We start from the raw sequence: 16,268 nt of genomic DNA on the forward strand, positions 1-16,268 counted from the left end.
TTCAAAAAAAACTCCTTATATTTGCACCCGCATTCAAGGAATTAAATGACTCGATAGCTCAGTCGGTAGAGCACATCACTTTTAATGATGGGGTCCTGGGTTCGAGCCCCAGTCGGGTCACAAATTTTGTGATTAACAAATTAAATTTCTTGAAAGCAATGACTCGATAGCTCAGTCGGTAGAGCACATCACTTTTAATGATGGGGTCCTGGGTTCGAGCCCCAGTCGGGTCACAAAAGGTCGGGTAATTTATTTTACTCGACCTTTTTTCTTTATCGGCCATGTGGAGAAACGGTAGACTCGCCATCTTGAGGGGGTGGTGCTCGCAAGGGCGTGAGGGTTCAAATCCCTCCATGGTCACTTGACGGGACAAAGCAGAAAATCTGCTTTGTCCCGTTTTTTTTTGCCTTTAAGATTCTCTCTTTATATTTCCTGAAAATTTCGAACAGCAAAACAACCTTCAGAAATTAGATTTAAAAAGAAACAAAATACCACAAAGCAGATATAATATCTGACAAAAAGATATTTTGCAGGATATTTTTTTATCTTTGAAAATCAGATTTTTTTCAATCTGGACGGCTTTTAATTTTGAGCCTTTAGAAAATATATACTCATTATGGAACAGAAAATACATCAAGGAAGAAACGTAAAACGTTTTAGAGAAATGCTTAACATAAAACAGGAAGCTTTAGCGTATGATTTAGGAGAAGATTGGAGTCAAAAGAAAATTTCTTTATTGGAGCAGAAAGATGTAATTGAGGATAACCTTCTAAAACAAATTTCTGCAATATTAAAAATTCCGATGGAAGCTTTTCAGAATTTTAACGAAGAACAAGCGATCAATATTATTTCTAATACTTTTGATAATGGAGCTTTTTTAAATACAGGTTACAGCCCTACATTTAATACCAATCCAATCGACAAAATAATTCAACTTCATGAAGAAAAAATTGCTTTGTATGAGAGAATGTTGAAGGAAAAAGACGAGATGATGCAAAGACTTGAGAAACTAATCAAATAAATAATTCAGAAAATTAGGACTTTGAACACTGCACTATGACATTTTAAAAAACATATCCTACTGCATAATAAGCTTTTACAACTACAATCTAATTTATCACAAAAATCATTGCAAAAAAAGGCTTCATAAACTAAATAAAGTACTTATATTTGCACCCTCATTCGAGAAAACAACAGACTCGATAGCTCAGTCGGTAGAGCACATCACTTTTAATGATGGGGTCCTGGGTTCGAGCCCCAGTCGGGTCACAAAAGGTCAAGTATTTTTTACTTGGCCTTTTTTTTTATTTACTACTTTTCCTTTCGTACTTTTTTTTGATTTTATCACTCACACTTCTATTGTGAAAATCAGATGAAAAAATTCAGATCCAAAAATCCTCTTACAAAAAAAACTTTCTTATTTTCGTTTTAGAAATAATTAAACCACTAATCCCAAATTAGTCTTATGAAAAACCTACTAGTACTATCATTTATTATGATAAGCTTTTCGTCGTGGTCGCAAACCGCAGCGATTTATTTTAACAAAGCTTTTAATAAAGCTGCAGCCGGAAATTACAAAAGTGCAATCGCCGATTACACAAAAGCCATCAGCAAGGATTCTAAATTTGTTGAAGCTTATCAAAATCGAGGCGTTGCAAAATTCAAACTAAACGATTTAAAAGGCGCCATGTCTGATTTTAACAAAACAATCGAATTAGACAATATGAATGCCGATGCTTTTACTGGCCGTGCCAATGTAAACTTTAAACTATCAAATTTTAAAGAAGCAATTAGTGACTGCACCTCTTGTCTTGATTTAAACCCAAGAGACTATGTTGCCTATAACTTAAGAGGTTTGGCTTATAACAACATTGGAGACAAGAAAAATTCATGCAAAGATTTTTCAAAAGCAATCGAATTAGGAAGCCAAAGCGCCATAAAAAACAGAAACTCATTTTGTAAATAACCAAACGCAAAAAACAAGTAAAAGCAATCTGTAAAATTTTATTTACAGATTGCTTTTTTTATGTGCTAAAAAATCTTTCAAATCATTTTATTCGTAAATAATTTTAAAGCTAAAAACGACGTAACCCCCTAGTAATCTATGATTTTTAACAAGTTGCAAGGGTTTTTTGAGATTTTATTTTACTTTTGTTCACTTAACCAAAAAAAATGATAAACAATATAAAAACTGTTTTCAGTATAAAAGATCTTGAGAATTTATCCGGAATTAAAGCACACACAATTCGTATTTGGGAAAAGAGATACAACATTCTTGAACCAATGCGTACCGATACTAATATCAGGCTTTATAACCTGCAGAATTTACAGAAACTTTTAAATATTACTTTATTACACGAATACGGTTATAAAATTTCTAAAATCGCAACTTATCCCGAGGAAAAAATCCCTCAATTAGTCCGCGAAATCATATCAAAGAAAAACTCTCAAAATTATGCCATCACGTCTTTTAAAATGGCGATGATGAATTTTGACCAGGAATTATTTTTCAACACTTTTGACTGGCTTATTTCTGAGAAAACATTCAAAGAAGTTTTTAAGGAGCATTTTTTACCTTTATTAAAAGAATTAGGATTGTTATGGCAGTCTGAAACCATAACTCCTGCAAATGAACATTTTATGAGTCATTTGATCAAACAGAAAATCTTAATTTATACCGAAAGCCTTCAGATTCAGAAACCAACAAAAACCGACAGAATTTTTGTGCTTTCTCTTCCGTTAAATGAAATTCACCAAATTGGCTTACTATATCTTCAATATGAAATTTTATCAAAAGGATACAAAACTATTTATTTAGGCGAAAGCATGCCTATTGAAAACTTACAGGATTTAACCAAACATTTTGAAAACATCACTTTTGTTTCTTTCATGACTATACAGCCGGATCGAAGTGTTATTAATCAATATGTAAAATCGATGGGACAAAAACTACTTCAAAAAAACAATGAAGTATGGCTTATGGGCAAAATGGTTGAACATATCGACAGAAAAAATTTACCCGAAAGAATCCGAATTTTCGATTCTATGGAAGAAACAATGGAAACAATTTAATTGCTTTGTTTAAAGTTTTTGTATATTTGTTAAACAAATGACAAAAACAATCTCCATAATAGGATCAGGCTTTTCTTCGTTAGCCGCTTCATGTTACTTGGCACAACAAGGGAACAAAGTGATTATTTATGAAAAAAATCCAACAATTGGAGGCCGTGCCCGACAATTTAAAAAAGACGGCTTTACATTTGATATGGGACCAAGCTGGTATTGGATGCCTGATGTTTTTGAACGTTTTTTTCAGGATTTCAACAAAAAACCTTCAGATTATTACGAGCTTGTAAAACTCAATCCGGCTTATCGGGTTTATTTTGGCATAAATGATTTTATCAGCATTTATGATAATCTTGCAGCAATCAAAAATACATTTGAGGAAATTGAAAAAGGAAGCGGTCAAAAACTTGAAACCTTTATCAATCAGGCCAAAAGCAATTATGACATTGCCATAAAAGATTTGGTATATCGTCCCGGAGTTTCTCCGCTTGAACTGATTACGAAAGAAACCGCTCTTAAACTCAATCAGTTTTTAGGAAATGTTAGTGCTGATATTCGTAAAAAATTCAAAAACAAAAAACTGATTCAAATTCTTGAATTTCCGGTTTTGTTTCTCGGTGCCAAACCAACCAAAACACCTTCCTTTTACAATTTTATGAATTATGCCGATTTCGGTCTTGGAACCTGGCATCCTAAAACGGGAATGTTTGATGTTATTCGCGGCATCGAAAAATTAGCTTTAGAACTTGGCGTAACCATTAAAACCAATTCGCCAATCGAAAAAATAATCGTTGAAGGCAAAACCGCCACAGGAATTGTTATTAACGGCGAAATCATAAAATCTGATATTATTTTAAGTGGAGCCGATTATCAGCATACCGAGACTTTATTAGAAAAAGAACATCGCGCTTATTCTGATAATTATTGGGAAAGCCGAATCTTCGCTCCTTCTTCGCTCCTGTTTTTTATTGGTTTCAATAAAAAAATCGAAAACATTTCGCATCACGCCCTATTTTTTGATACCGATTTTGATCAGCATGCAATTGATATTTATGATAAACCGAAATGGCCAAAAGAACCGTTATTTTATGCCAATTTTCCATCCAAAACTGATTTGACTTGTGCGCCAGACGGAATGGAAACCGGTTTTTTCTTAATTCCGCTTGCACCCGGAATTGAAGACAATCAATCACTTAGAGAAGAATATTTCGAAAAGATAATCACTCGTTTTGAACAACTTACCCAGCAAGAAATTAGAAATAACATTATCTTTAAGGAATCATTCTGTAAAAATGATTTTGTACAAGATTATAATGCGTACAAAGGAAATGCTTACGGAATGGCCAATACTTTATTACAAACGGCTTTTTTGCGGCCAAAACTGAAAAGCAAAAAAGTTCGTAACTTATATTTTACAGGACAATTAACTGTTCCCGGCCCAGGTGTTCCCCCTGCGTTAATTTCTGGAAAACTAGCCGCTGAATTAATTCAAAAATCTTTAAGATCTTAAAAAAATGAAATCACTATTCGACGCCGTTTCTTTTAAATGCAGTAAGCTGGTTACAAAAAACTACAGCTCTTCTTTCTCGATTGCCGTAAAAATGCTGTCACCAAGCATTCGCGACGCTATTTACAGCATTTACGGATTTGTTCGTTTTGCCGATGAAATCGTAGATTCTTTTCATGATTATGAAAAAGAATACCTGATTGATGATTTCGAAAAAGAATATTATAAAGCAATGGAATTAGGAATCAGCTTAAATCCTATCCTGAACTCATTTCAGCATACTGTAAAAGAATATAACATTACCGACGATTTGGTTCAGGCGTTTTTAAAAAGCATGAAACTCGATTTGATTAAATCAACGTACAATACCCAAACCGAATATGCTGATTATATTTACGGCTCTGCGGATGTTGTGGGTTTAATGTGCCTGAAGGTTTTTGTTTCAGGAAAAGAACAAAAATACGAGCAGTTAAAAGAAGAAGCCATGCGTTTAGGATCTGCCTTTCAGAAAGTCAATTTTTTGAGAGATTTAAAAGATGACAGCACGATTTTGAACCGGGCCTATTTTCCTGGAATCAACCTCAGCAATTTTAATGAAGATTCAAAAGAGCAGATTATCAAAGAAATTGAAGAAGATTTCCGTATTGCCTATCAGGGAATTGTAAAACTGCCAATCGAAGCCAAGTTTGGAGTTTATACAGCTTATGTGTATTATAAAAAACTACTCAAAAAACTAAAAAATACGCCGTCGCATGAAATTGGAAATGCCAGAATCAGGGTTTCTAATTATACAAAAGCCGGACTTTTGGCGCAGTCGTTTGTTACTTATAAGCTAAAACTGGTTTAATTTTATATTAAGCAGCCAACAGTTTGTCATCCTGAGCGAAGTCGAAGGATCGGTAGAAGCTCGACAAAGATTGTATTATCGTTACGGAGTTACTTGCGATCCTTCGACTTCGCTCAGGATGACAAAACGAGAAAATCGGGGACTGAAAAAAATATTCATTAGAGTCAATCTTTTATAATCTAAAGCTAAACTCAAAGGAAATAAAGTCATAATTTTAATTTACAACATTTATAAAATGATTTCTTTTTTAATTTTTATAGGCGTTTTTCTGTTTATGGAATGTGTTACCTGGCTTACACACAAATATGTAATGCACGGTTTTATGTGGTATTTTCATTCTGACCACCATCAGCCGAAATACGAGGATACTTTTGAGCGCAACGACATTTTCTTTGTCATTTTTGCCATTCCGAGTATTCTCTTATTTTATTTTGGTGTTCAGGGCGGATTCAATTATTTGTTTTTCATTGCCTGCGGTGTTACGCTTTACGGAGCCTGTTACTTTTTAATTCATGATGTATTGATTCATCAGCGTTTTAAATGGTTTAAGAACACTAAAAACAAATACCTTATTGCACTCAGAAAAGCTCATAAAATACACCATAAACATTTAGGGAAAGAAAAAGGAGAATGTTTCGGAATGTTGTTTGTACCATTTAAGTATTATAAAATGTAACTTGATTAGTAACATTTACAACAACTGATTTATGAAATTATACAAAATAGCAACCGTTCAATATGTAAATGCCAGCGTTGAAGACTGCTGGGATTTTTTCTCCAGTCCAAAAAACCTGCAGACCATTACGCTTGATAACATGAATTTTGAAATTAAAGATTTTGACGATAAACGAATGTATCACGGACAAATTATAACCTATACTTTAAGGCCGCTTTTAGGAATTAAAATTTCCTGGGTTACCGAAATTACAGCTTGTAAAGAAAACGAATATTTTATCGATGTACAGCGTTTTGGCCCGTACAAATTATGGCATCACAAACACTTTTTTGAAAAAACTGCCGATGGCGGCACCAAAATGACTGACATAGTACACTACGCACTTCCGCTTGGAATTTTGGGAAGATTAATGAATCTGTTAGTAGTAAAAAATAAGTTGAAAACTATTTTCGATTTCCGTCATAACAAAATCGAAGAATTGTTTAATTCAAAATCACAGCCAAAGATTATTCAAATTAACGCAGAGCAAAAAAGTATATAATTTTTTATTTTTTAAACACATAGAGACATAGTTTTCATTGCGCAGAAAAAGGCGTTTCACTTATCAAAAATACACATAGCTATGTGTTAGAAACCAGTTTCTTTGTTCTTCTGCAAGAAAAAATAAAATCTATGTTTCTATGTGTTTAGAATTATTCACAATACAAAATACTCGTCAAGCGAAAACTACACAATGACAAAACAAAAAGTTTCTTTTTTCTGGTTTAGACGTGATTTGCGTTTAGAAGACAATACCGGATTATTTCATGCTTTACAATCTGATCTTCCTGTAATTCCTTTATTTATTTTTGATGAAGATATTCTGGACAATCTGCCTAAAAACGATGCAAGAGTCAGCTTTATATATGATTCACTTCAAAAAATAAACAATGAATTAAACACTTTTGAATCTTCAATTTTAATTAAAAAAGGAAAAACCACAGCAGTTTGGAAATCACTTCTTTCTGAATTTGACATTCAAAACGTATTCTTCAATAAAGATTACGAACCGTTTGCAATTAAACGCGACACGGCAATTTGTTCTCTTTTAAAAGAAAATAACGTCGAATGTTTTTCATTTAAAGATCATGTAATCTTTGAAGAAAAAGAAATCACAAAAGCCGACGGAAGTCCCTACACCGTTTATACTCCATATAAAAATAAATGGCTTGAAAAATATCACTTTCTAGGAACAGTTCCTGAATGTGACTCAAGCTCGATGCATTCAAATTTTGCGAAAACCAAATTCTCATTTCCTGATTTGACGGAAATTGGTTTTAAAAGAAGCACTATAAAAGTCCTGCCTCACAACTTAACACAAATTGCCAATTATAAAGAAACACGCGATTTTCCTGCTTTAGACAGTACCTCTTACCTTTCGCCGCATTTACGTTTTGGTACTGTAAGCATTCGCAAACTGGTAAACTGGGCAAATCGAAAAAATCAAACTTTTTTAAGTGAACTAATCTGGAGAGAGTTCTTTATTCAGATTCTTTTTAGTTTTCCGAATTGCGTAAACCATAATTTTAAATCGGCTTATGACGGAATTCAATGGCGAAACAACGAAGAAGATTTCAAACGCTGGTGTTCTGGAAACACAGGGTATCCAATGGTCGATGCAGGAATGCGTCAGCTTAACGAAACGGGTTATATGCACAATCGCGTTCGTATGGTTGTGGCGAGTTTTTTATGCAAACATTTATTAATTAACTGGCAATGGGGCGAAGCTTATTTTGCCGAAAAATTACTAGATTTTGAATTGGCTTCAAACGTAGGAAACTGGCAGTGGGCAGCAGGAACTGGCTGTGATGCTGCGCCTTATTTCAGAGTTTTTAATCCCGAAATCCAACAAAAGAAATTTGACGAAAAAGGGGAATATATCCGCAAATGGATTCCAGAATTTGATTTTGGCTACGCAGAACCAATGGTAGATCATGCTTTTGCAAGAGATCGTACGATTGCAACTTACAAAGCGGGGATTTTGAAATAGGTTTGTTTTGTTTCAAGTTTCCGGTTTTTACTGAACGCTTAATTTTTGTTTCACGCAGATTTGGCAGATTGAGCAGATTTATACTCATTTTTGCCATCTTGGGGAACGAAGCAGCCACATATCAAAATTATGCTTCATGAGATTGCTTCGTTCCTCGCAATGACTAATACTTCAAATAATTCTCAACCACGATTTTAGCTTTCAAATCGAACATTAAATTATAAAGTCCGAAGAAAGTGCGGTTCATGTAGATAAAATGTTTAGAACCACGATTTCCGTTCATTTTTTTCAGATTGGTATCTTCCGAGAAACGTTTTCCTAATTCGGCGATAGCGTTAAAAAAAGTTTCATCGGCAAAATCGAAAGTTTCGTTTTGGAAAGGTCTTGTAAAAAGCGACAACAAATCATGAAACATATCTGTAAAATATTCTACTTCTGCCGGCGTATCGTCTGGACGAAGTATTTCTAATTCGAATAACTTTTTATTAAACAGCATTTCATCTGTAATCACATTTTTGTTGATTAACTCAAAATAGGGTGTGTAAAACTCCTCCGGAATTTGTTTCATACAGCCAAAATCCAAAGCAATTAACTGATTTTGATCGTTAACCAAGAAATTTCCCGGATGCGGATCGGCATGAACTTTTCGAAGAACATGAATTTGGTACATATAAAAATCCCAAAGCGCCTGCCCTATTTTATCGCCCACTTCCTGATCTGTATTTTTAGCTGTAAATTCAGAAAGATGAATTCCTGTCATCCAATCCATCGTAATGATTTTCTCTGATGAAAACTCTGGATAATAATTCGGGAAAATGATATTTTCTATTTTACCGCAGGCATCAACTACTTCCTGACTTTGTTTTAATTCAAGCAAATAGTTAGTTTCTTCGATTAGTTTGTCTTCAACTTCTTTAAAATATTTATCAGAATCTTTTCCCTGCAGGTTAAACATTCGAATTGCAATTGGTTTTACCAAAGCCAAATCTGAAGAAATACTATTTGCAACACCTGGATATTGAATTTTAACGGCTAGTTTTTTATCATTTTTCTTAGCCAGATGTACCTGACCAATACTCGCTGCGTTTACCGAATTTGGATTGAATTCGTCAAAAATTTCATAAGGTGTTTTTCCAAAATTGCTTTTAAAAGTTTTTAAAACCAAAGGTGCAGAAAGCGGCGGAACAGAAAACTGCGACAAAGAGAATTTCTCTACATAAGCCTGAGGCAGAAAATTCTTGTCCATACTTAACATCTGCGCGACTTTAAGTGCACTTCCTTTTAAGCTTTTTAGTCCGTCGTAAATATCTTCGGCGTTATTTTCGTTTAATTTATCTCGGGTCAAATCTGGATTTACTACTTTTTCGGCATAATGCTTAATGTAGTTTACTCCAATTTTTGCTCCGGTTTGAACCAGTTTTCCGGCTCTTTCTATTTTTGAAGTTGGAATATAATCGATCGTTTTCATTGTCTGCTGTGTATTTTTTCTTTAAATAGAAATTTTCCAAAATCTATTAAATGATTCATTGGCGCTACATTCATTAATTCAAATGAAGCATTAACTGATTTTTCGATAAAAATGTCTGTCTTTTCAAATCCGGCCGATTCGTCTTCCATCCAGAATTTAATCGTCAGCATTAATTGCAGCCAAGCCGATTCCTGAACTGCTTTTTCCTGAAATTTCTGAAATTTTTCCTGTTCCAGTCTGTAATCATCAGTCAGGATTTCTGAAACATAATTTTTAAAGCTTTCGCGAAGCGTAGTCAGCTGTACAAAATTTTTGAGCGGATTTCTGTCTGCTTTAAGCGTCTGCAAAACATAACTTCTGTTTGCTGTTAAAACTTCGAAGAAAGTAAAATAGAAACTCAGCATTTTATTCTTCATATCATACTGCTGATATTCTTCATTTGTGTGAAGTAAATTGACTGTGTTTTCAAAAAACAGTCGGAATATTTCTTTTTCTAAACCTTCAAGTGTTCCAAAAAAGGAATAAAAATCGGCTTCGGTAAAATCATTTTCTTTAGCAAAATGATAAACCGATTTTGGTTTTTGGTCTTTTTCTAAAACGTGATCCATATATAGTGAAACGATTTCATCTTTGGTAATTACCTTTTTTTTAGCCGCCATTTTATTAAAATTTAGAATTTGCCATAAAGGTAAACATTGTTTAAGTACCTTTACTTATCCTTAAACAATATACACTGTTAAATATATTATAAACTATTATGGCTCAAAATGTTCTACTAACAGGCGGAAGCGGTTTTATTGGAAGTTACCTCACAAATCTTCTTATTGGAGCCGGATTTACTGTATCAATTTTGAGTAGAAACAAAAAAGAAAACACGGATACAGTTACTTATTATAAATGGAATTTAGATAAGGACTATATTGAAGAAGAAGCGGTCCTTAATGCTGATTTTATAATTCATTTAGCCGGAGAAGGAATAGTTGAAAAACGCTGGACAAAAAAACGAAAAAAAGCGATTATAGACAGTCGTGTAAAACCTATCGATTTAATTTTTTCTGTTTTAGAAAAAAACAATAAAAAGCTGAATGGTTTTATATCAGCTTCGGCAATTGGAATTTATGGCGCAGTAACAAGTCATAAAGTTTGTACAGAAGAAACACCGCCTGCAGATGATTTTTTAGGAACCACTTGTCAGATATGGGAAAATGCGTCTGAAAAAATTGAAAAATTAGGAATTCGAACTGTAAAAATCAGAACCGGGATTGTTTTAGGTAAAGATGAAGGTTTTTTAAAAAAACTGAATCCGAGTTTTAAGTCTGGTTTTGGCGCTGCATTAGGAACCGGAAAGCAATATCTGCCATGGATTCATATTGAAGATTTATGCCAGATTTATTGCAAAGCGATTACAGATGACCAAATGCATGGCCCGTACAATGCTGCTGTTACTGATAATACAACTAATGCTAGATTTTCCAGATTATTAGCTTCATTATACGGATATGCAATATGGCTTCCCAAAGTTCCTCCTTTTGTTTTGAGAATTGTTTTAGGCGAAATGAGCAAAGCTGTTTTAGAAGGTCAAAGAGTGTCATCCGAAAAAATACAAAGAACAGGTTTTGAATTTCAATTTACAGATTTAGAAAAAGCATTAATAAGCTGTATTCATTAAAGTTTTATTTTAATGTCAGATATTTTTTTTCTTCTCCGTTTTGTACAACACCAATTAAATTAGTATTGGCTGTTTTCGAAATTTTATTGGCAACAACACTTGGTATGGCGATATTAAAGTCTGAAACTGAAATAGGATAATTGCAAGAAATTTGTATTCCTTCAGGAACTCGCTTAATTAAAGCTTTCATTTCGATTATTTTCGATTTTCCATGAAGATAAAGTTTCCCTTTTACATCGTATTCTTTTTCAAGACCGTCAATATCTTTTAAGTCAAATTTTTCGATTTTCCCTTTAAAAACAGATTTAGGATAACGATGGCTTTCAATATAATTTTCATTAAAATGTTCCTGCATTAAATCCATTTTAAAACGAAAATCTTTGATAACAACCGTACAGATTAAAGTACTGGTTGAAGGTTCAAGAACAATAGTTCCGAGCTTATTTACCGCTTTTACTTCTTCAAAAAAAGGAACAGAAGCTTCAAAATTTACAATTGCTGCAGTTGTTTTAAATTTATCCTGAGCAAGTAATGAAAATGCGGTAAAAAGTAAAATAAGTAATGTAGTTCTTTTCATAATCGTCAGCAGTTAAACAATTATGTCATTCTATTTAATTTTAAGAAGAGAAAAAACTGGCCTTTAAAAAAACAGAACGGCAATACTCCGTGAAAAAAATCCTGTAACACATTGATTACACTTAAAGTTACGAAATTTCTATATGCAAAGTTCCCGAACTAATGCTAAATATTTGTGAATGTTTTTGTTTGTGAAATGCTTATTGTGAGATGTGAAAAGAAATGTCCCTACGGGACAAAATATGGACTGTAATTTTAAATTTTTTCTACCGATATTAAATTCCTAACGGAATATGTATATCGGCAGAAAATAATAATGTATAAAATGTATATTTTCTATGTTTTAAGAATGTACCGGCGTACAAATTTCCAATAAAAACCCATCCGTATCTCTTACATACGCTACAACTTGTCCCCAAGGTTTTTTCTTTGGTTCTGATACTAAAACGGCTCCAAATGAAGTTGCTTTTTGTACCAAATGCCCAACATCGTCTGTTATAAAAGCCAACTCAATTGCAAAGGGTTTGTCTTCTAAACTGCTTTCCAGAAAACCATCTTCTAAGTTTTGAGCCCCTAATTTTTTTGATGCAAACGAAATTGTGGTTTCTCCTGTGTTTAATTCTCCGTAATCATTATCGGGACTTATAAATTTCCTCTCAAATTCAAATACGTTTTCATAAAACTCTATTGATTTTTCTACGTCTTCAACGTACAAAATTGTATATCCAAATTTTACCATGTTTTCTATTTTTTAAAATGTATTTAAATAAAGATAGGAAAATTTAGCTGATTTCTAAGAGCACATTGTATTTATCTAAACTCGCTAAGTCCTCGATTGAGTTTACGGTCGTAATTTTTTCGTGTTCTTCGATTTCCTTTCTAACTTCAATATGTTTGATTGCTTTTCTAAAACGTCGTACTTCTTCGAGATTAGATAAAATAAGTCCGGGAACCTGAACACTTTTTCCATCTTTATCTTTGGCTACCATTGTAAAGTAAGATGAATTACAGTGTTTTATGACTCCGGTCTGGATGTTTTCTGCTTCTACACGAATACCCACAATCATGGAACTTCTTCCTACATAGTTTACAGAAGCTTTCATAGTTACTAATTCTCCAACTTCTATTGGTTTTAAAAAGTTTACCGTATCTACAGAAGCCGTTACACAATAATTGCCGCTGAATTTTGATGCAGAAGCAAATGCAATTTGATCCAGCAATTGCAGAATATATCCTCCGTGTATTTTACCGCTGAAATTGGTGTGCGAAGGCAGCATTAATTCTGATATACTAATTTTTGATGATGAAACGGGTTTGTAATCTGCAGTCATGTTTGTTTTGTTTTTGGAAATTTCTATAATTATTATTTTAAACACATATAAACATAGTTTTCAATGTCGTTAAAGGCGTTTCACTTGCATTAACAATCCCGAAGCTTCGGTACTATATATTAGAAACTAGTTTCTTTATTAATTCTTTCACATAAAAAAATCTATGTTTCTATGTGTTTAAATGTTTTTTAATTCAATAATTCGGTTTCATCAGAATTTAAAGCTCTGTTGATAATATTTTCAGGAAGTGATTTTTTGGCTTTTGCTCCCATTTTTTTCAATTTTTCTACGCTTGTAATAAGGTTTCCTTTTCCGTCGACCAATTTGTTCATGGCGTTTTCGTACTCTGTTTTTGTATCTTTTATTTTGTTTCCTATTCGAACCAAATCAGTTACAAAACCTTCAAATTTATCGTATAAAGCTCCGGCTTGTCTGGCAATTTCAAAAGCGTTTTCCTGTTGTTTCTGGTTAGCCCACATACTGTCAATTGTTCTTAAAGTAGCTAATAATGTACTTGGGGTTACGATTACAATATTTCGGTCGAAAGCTTTTGTATATAATGTCGAATCTTCGTTTAAGGCAATGGCAAATGCAGGTTCTATTGGAATAAAAAGCAAAACAAAATCTGGGCTTTCCATTCTATATAAATCATGATAATTTTTGTTTCCGAGTTGTTCTACGTGACGTTTTATAGACAAAACGTGCTCTTTCAGCAAATCGATTTTCAATAAATCAGATTCTTCGTTTACCCATCTTTCATACGCAACAAGAGAAACCTTAGAGTCAACAATCATTTTCTTTCCATCTGGCAAATTGATAATCACATCAGGCATAACACGATTTCCTTCTGCATTTACAAAACTCTGCTGTACTTCGTATTCACGGCCTTTTTCTAAACCTGATTTTTCGAGAACGCGTTCTAAAACTAATTCGCCCCAATTACCCTGCATTTTACTGTCGCCTTTTAATGCTTTGGTTAAGTTTAGGGTTTCTTTACTCATTTGTGCGTTCATCTCGCTTAAACCAATAATCTGCTGGCGGAGTGCGGCATGATAATCAATACTTTCTTTATGAGTCTGATCTACCTTTTGTTCAAATACGTGAATTTTATCCTGAAGCGGTAACAGAATATTTTTCATGTTTTCGCTGTTCTGCTCTGTAAATTTCGCCGATTTTTCTTCAAGGATTTTATTCGCAAGATTTTCAAACTCTTTGGTAAATTTTTCCTGTAGTTCGTTTATTTCAGCTTTTTGCTCTTTGTGGCGTTCCCATAAGTTTTCAAAATCGACTTCTTTTTTAGAAAGCTGAATTGCCAGGCTGTCTTTTTCTGTTCTGATGCTTTCTTTTTCAGAATTGGATAATTGAAACTGTTTCTGAAAATTGTTTCTTTCAATATCAAACTGCTCTTTTTGCTGCTGTAACTGATTGGCATTTGCATTGAGTCTTTCTTCCAGAGAAACTTTCTCTGACTGAAATTTAGCCGAAAACAATATTTTTCCTAAGTAAATCCCTAAGAACAAAGCCACTACAAAAGCTGTTAAATATGGAAGAAAATCAAACATAACTAAGTTTTTATTAAGTAAAAGTACGCAATAATACGTAGTTCGTGATTTTAAAATTAAAATTTCACGAATTAGTATGAGTTCGAAATTAAACAAACAATCTAAATAAGATTTACGGAAATCCTTAAAAAAATATTTTTTGACGCAACCTTTTTATAAGACGTTCATCTACATGATATAACCTATTAAAATTTTATCATGAAAAAATTAATGTTGAGCTTATTTATAGCTTTTGGATTGAATGGATGCTCGCTTAATAACGACGATTATAATGTAAGCTGTGGAAACGATGTGGATGTATCTTTTACAGGTTTTCCCCTTTTATGTAATTATAGTGTAAAATCACTTCCAAATAACCCGACTGCTTATGTACTGGAGTCACAAGAAAAAATGGATACTTATTTTACAAAACATGAAAATACTTGTTCTGTAGCAAGCGATCCTAACATTGATTTTAGTAAAAATTTATTGGTTGGAATTTTTGCAGGTGCAAAACCTACCAGCGGTTATGCCATAAAAATAACTTCAATGGTAGAAAACAGCTGCCAGATTACTATTAACTTTTTTGAAAAAGCACCTCTAGCAGGCGAAAACATCACTCAGGCTCCAACTTATCCATCAGATTTTATCCTGATCCCAAAAACTAGTAAACCTATTTATTTTAACAGAACTAACGAAAGTGCTGATAATATTATAATTGGAAGTTTTGGCACTACTAATTCTTTCTTCCAGATCAATGATTATAATATTTTGAATTTTCAGAATGTAGTAACTGGTAAATATGAATTCAGCCAATATAAATATTCTCAAAAAGCAAAAAGAAGCGAATATACTTTATTCTCAAAAAGCATTCCTGCTGAAATTACTGCTTTAAAAGGCCAGACTAAAACTTATGGTGCTCCTGATTCACAAGGTATCTACTTTGAATTACGCAAAGGAATTGATGTTACTAAAGTTTTTATCGACAATACCGACACAGCAGATCAAAGCACTGAGGTAAAAGCATTTAAAAAAGCGATTCAGGATAAAATTACAAGCTTAAAATAACAGCAGTATGAAAAAGCATTTTATATTTTTAATTGTTATCACTCTTTTTTCTTCGGCATATTCATTAGAATCTACAACTGAAGGTGCAGGTTCTATTGTAAATACCTGGATATGGGAAAAATCAATTGGAAGCGGGGCTAATCCTTACACGGTAACGCCTAAAACTATTGGGTTTACAAAAAAGGTAATTTTTACTCCGGAAGGAAAAGTTATTACGTATAAAAACAATGTTGAAATTAGAGTAAGCAATTATCAAATAGAAAAAGGCCTTGGTTTTTTAGATCAGGCAGAGCACGACTTAATTACTTTTGAAGGGAAAACATATATCATAGAAAACCTTGATAATCAAAACCTAACAATTGTAAGCAATAATACTGATCCTGTTCGAACTATCTACAAAAGGTAGTTTTATAACCTTATAAAAACTATTTTTGCAAAACCAAAAGCAACCATTTTCTTGAAAGACAATTTAGAAAAATATATTAAGCTG

At 33.1% G+C, this 16,268-nt stretch carries 17 protein-coding genes and 4 tRNA genes; 15 read left to right on the forward strand and 6 right to left on the reverse strand.

Features of this window, described 5'->3' with window-relative positions:
• The first annotated feature begins 47 nt into the window (after positions 1-47).
• The 12 genes from FJOH_RS00315 to FJOH_RS00370 all read left to right on the forward strand — a co-directional run bounded on the left by FJOH_RS00315 (position 48) and on the right by FJOH_RS00370 (position 8,125).
• A tRNA-Lys gene (locus FJOH_RS00315) sits at positions 48-120 on the forward strand.
• Positions 121-160: 40 nt separating this feature from the next.
• Positions 161-233, forward strand: a tRNA-Lys gene (locus FJOH_RS00320).
• A gap of 44 nt (positions 234-277) precedes the next feature.
• Positions 278-360, forward strand: a tRNA-Leu gene (locus tag FJOH_RS00325).
• Positions 361-616: 256 nt separating this feature from the next.
• A complete protein-coding gene (locus FJOH_RS00330; RefSeq protein ID WP_011921572.1) occupies positions 617-1,021 on the forward strand; it encodes a helix-turn-helix domain-containing protein in 405 nt (134 codons plus the stop codon).
• 175 nt (positions 1,022-1,196) lie between these two features.
• A tRNA-Lys gene (locus FJOH_RS00335) sits at positions 1,197-1,269 on the forward strand.
• A 196-nt stretch (positions 1,270-1,465) separates the two neighbouring features.
• Positions 1,466-1,966, forward strand: coding sequence for a tetratricopeptide repeat protein (locus FJOH_RS00340; protein WP_011921573.1), 501 nt, complete (start codon positions 1,466-1,468; stop codon positions 1,964-1,966).
• Between the two features lie 206 nt (positions 1,967-2,172).
• Positions 2,173-3,072, forward strand: coding sequence for a MerR family transcriptional regulator (locus FJOH_RS00345; RefSeq protein WP_011921574.1), 900 nt, complete (start codon positions 2,173-2,175; stop codon positions 3,070-3,072).
• Positions 3,073-3,109: 37 nt separating this feature from the next.
• Complete coding sequence (locus FJOH_RS00350) at positions 3,110-4,576, forward strand: phytoene desaturase family protein (protein WP_011921575.1); 1,467 nt, start codon at positions 3,110-3,112, stop codon at positions 4,574-4,576.
• A gap of 4 nt (positions 4,577-4,580) precedes the next feature.
• On the forward strand, positions 4,581-5,420 hold the full coding sequence (locus FJOH_RS00355) for a phytoene/squalene synthase family protein (RefSeq protein WP_011921576.1): 840 nt from the start codon (positions 4,581-4,583) through the stop codon (positions 5,418-5,420).
• 235 nt (positions 5,421-5,655) lie between these two features.
• Entirely contained in the window at positions 5,656-6,096 is a 441-nt protein-coding gene (locus FJOH_RS00360; protein ID WP_011921577.1) for a sterol desaturase family protein, read from the forward strand.
• Between the two features lie 31 nt (positions 6,097-6,127).
• The gene (locus tag FJOH_RS00365) at positions 6,128-6,637 is read left to right on the forward strand and encodes an SRPBCC family protein (RefSeq protein ID WP_011921578.1); all 510 of its coding nucleotides are present in this window, start codon (positions 6,128-6,130) and stop codon (positions 6,635-6,637) included.
• Positions 6,638-6,829: 192 nt separating this feature from the next.
• On the forward strand, positions 6,830-8,125 hold the full coding sequence (locus tag FJOH_RS00370) for a cryptochrome/photolyase family protein (RefSeq protein ID WP_011921579.1): 1,296 nt from the start codon (positions 6,830-6,832) through the stop codon (positions 8,123-8,125).
• Between the two features lie 163 nt (positions 8,126-8,288).
• On the opposite strand, the gene FJOH_RS00375 is transcribed toward FJOH_RS00370, so the two are convergent.
• On the reverse strand, positions 8,289-9,593 hold the full coding sequence (locus FJOH_RS00375) for an ABC1 kinase family protein (RefSeq protein WP_011921580.1): 1,305 nt from the start codon (positions 9,591-9,593) through the stop codon (positions 8,289-8,291).
• Positions 9,590-10,252: a TetR family transcriptional regulator C-terminal domain-containing protein gene (locus tag FJOH_RS00380; RefSeq protein WP_011921581.1), complete on the reverse strand. Its 663-nt coding sequence runs from the start codon at positions 10,250-10,252 to the stop codon at positions 9,590-9,592. The genes FJOH_RS00375 and FJOH_RS00380 overlap by 4 nt, the downstream gene beginning before the upstream one ends.
• Positions 10,253-10,350: 98 nt before the next feature.
• On the opposite strand from FJOH_RS00380, the gene FJOH_RS00385 reads away from it, so the two are divergent.
• Complete coding sequence (locus tag FJOH_RS00385) at positions 10,351-11,262, forward strand: TIGR01777 family oxidoreductase (RefSeq protein ID WP_011921582.1); 912 nt, start codon at positions 10,351-10,353, stop codon at positions 11,260-11,262.
• Positions 11,263-11,266: 4 nt separating this feature from the next.
• Here the strand turns inward: FJOH_RS00385 and FJOH_RS00390 are convergent, their stop codons facing one another.
• The 4 genes from FJOH_RS00390 to rmuC form a co-directional block, all read right to left on the reverse strand.
• Entirely contained in the window at positions 11,267-11,839 is a 573-nt protein-coding gene (locus FJOH_RS00390; RefSeq protein WP_011921583.1) for a YceI family protein, read from the reverse strand.
• A 342-nt stretch (positions 11,840-12,181) separates the two neighbouring features.
• On the reverse strand, positions 12,182-12,577 hold the full coding sequence (locus FJOH_RS00395) for a VOC family protein (RefSeq protein WP_011921584.1): 396 nt from the start codon (positions 12,575-12,577) through the stop codon (positions 12,182-12,184).
• Positions 12,578-12,620: 43 nt separating this feature from the next.
• Positions 12,621-13,169, reverse strand: a complete 549-nt coding sequence (locus FJOH_RS00400) for an acyl-CoA thioesterase (protein ID WP_011921585.1) — start codon at positions 13,167-13,169, stop codon at positions 12,621-12,623.
• Positions 13,170-13,357: 188 nt separating this feature from the next.
• Positions 13,358-14,731, reverse strand: a complete 1,374-nt coding sequence (rmuC, locus tag FJOH_RS00405; RefSeq protein WP_011921586.1) for a DNA recombination protein RmuC — start codon at positions 14,729-14,731, stop codon at positions 13,358-13,360.
• Positions 14,732-14,929: 198 nt separating this feature from the next.
• On the opposite strand from rmuC, the gene FJOH_RS00410 reads away from it, so the two are divergent.
• Together FJOH_RS00410 and FJOH_RS00415 are read left to right on the forward strand one after the other, a co-directional pair.
• Complete coding sequence (locus tag FJOH_RS00410) at positions 14,930-15,778, forward strand: protease complex subunit PrcB family protein (protein WP_011921587.1); 849 nt, start codon at positions 14,930-14,932, stop codon at positions 15,776-15,778.
• 7 nt (positions 15,779-15,785) lie between these two features.
• Complete coding sequence (locus tag FJOH_RS00415; RefSeq protein ID WP_011921588.1) at positions 15,786-16,184, forward strand: hypothetical protein; 399 nt, start codon at positions 15,786-15,788, stop codon at positions 16,182-16,184.
• Positions 16,185-16,268: the final 84 nt, after the last annotated feature.

It is taken from the genome of Flavobacterium johnsoniae UW101, assembly GCF_000016645.1.
GTDB lineage: Bacteria > Bacteroidota > Bacteroidia > Flavobacteriales > Flavobacteriaceae > Flavobacterium > Flavobacterium johnsoniae.

Bases quoted from the DNA above. Each gene is read 5' to 3' on its own strand.
- FJOH_RS00330 (WP_011921572.1), top strand. From the start codon at position 617: ATGGAACAGAAAATACATCAAGGAAGAAACGTAAAACGTTTTAGAGAA.
- FJOH_RS00390 (WP_011921583.1), bottom strand. From the start codon at position 11,839: ATGAAAAGAACTACATTACTTATTTTACTTTTTACCGCATTTTCATTA.
- FJOH_RS00380 (WP_011921581.1), bottom strand. From the start codon at position 10,252: ATGGCGGCTAAAAAAAAGGTAATTACCAAAGATGAAATCGTTTCACTA.
- FJOH_RS00385 (WP_011921582.1), top strand. From the start codon at position 10,351: ATGGCTCAAAATGTTCTACTAACAGGCGGAAGCGGTTTTATTGGAAGT.
- FJOH_RS00410 (WP_011921587.1), top strand. From the start codon at position 14,930: ATGAAAAAATTAATGTTGAGCTTATTTATAGCTTTTGGATTGAATGGA.
- FJOH_RS00375 (WP_011921580.1), bottom strand. From the start codon at position 9,593: ATGAAAACGATCGATTATATTCCAACTTCAAAAATAGAAAGAGCCGGA.
- FJOH_RS00415 (WP_011921588.1), top strand. From the start codon at position 15,786: ATGAAAAAGCATTTTATATTTTTAATTGTTATCACTCTTTTTTCTTCG.
- FJOH_RS00395 (WP_011921584.1), bottom strand. From the start codon at position 12,577: ATGGTAAAATTTGGATATACAATTTTGTACGTTGAAGACGTAGAAAAA.
- FJOH_RS00400 (WP_011921585.1), bottom strand. From the start codon at position 13,169: ATGACTGCAGATTACAAACCCGTTTCATCATCAAAAATTAGTATATCA.
- FJOH_RS00350 (WP_011921575.1), top strand. From the start codon at position 3,110: ATGACAAAAACAATCTCCATAATAGGATCAGGCTTTTCTTCGTTAGCC.
- rmuC (WP_011921586.1), bottom strand. From the start codon at position 14,731: ATGTTTGATTTTCTTCCATATTTAACAGCTTTTGTAGTGGCTTTGTTC.
- FJOH_RS00370 (WP_011921579.1), top strand. From the start codon at position 6,830: ATGACAAAACAAAAAGTTTCTTTTTTCTGGTTTAGACGTGATTTGCGT.
- FJOH_RS00365 (WP_011921578.1), top strand. From the start codon at position 6,128: ATGAAATTATACAAAATAGCAACCGTTCAATATGTAAATGCCAGCGTT.
- FJOH_RS00340 (WP_011921573.1), top strand. From the start codon at position 1,466: ATGAAAAACCTACTAGTACTATCATTTATTATGATAAGCTTTTCGTCG.
- FJOH_RS00345 (WP_011921574.1), top strand. From the start codon at position 2,173: ATGATAAACAATATAAAAACTGTTTTCAGTATAAAAGATCTTGAGAAT.
- FJOH_RS00355 (WP_011921576.1), top strand. From the start codon at position 4,581: ATGAAATCACTATTCGACGCCGTTTCTTTTAAATGCAGTAAGCTGGTT.
- FJOH_RS00360 (WP_011921577.1), top strand. From the start codon at position 5,656: ATGATTTCTTTTTTAATTTTTATAGGCGTTTTTCTGTTTATGGAATGT.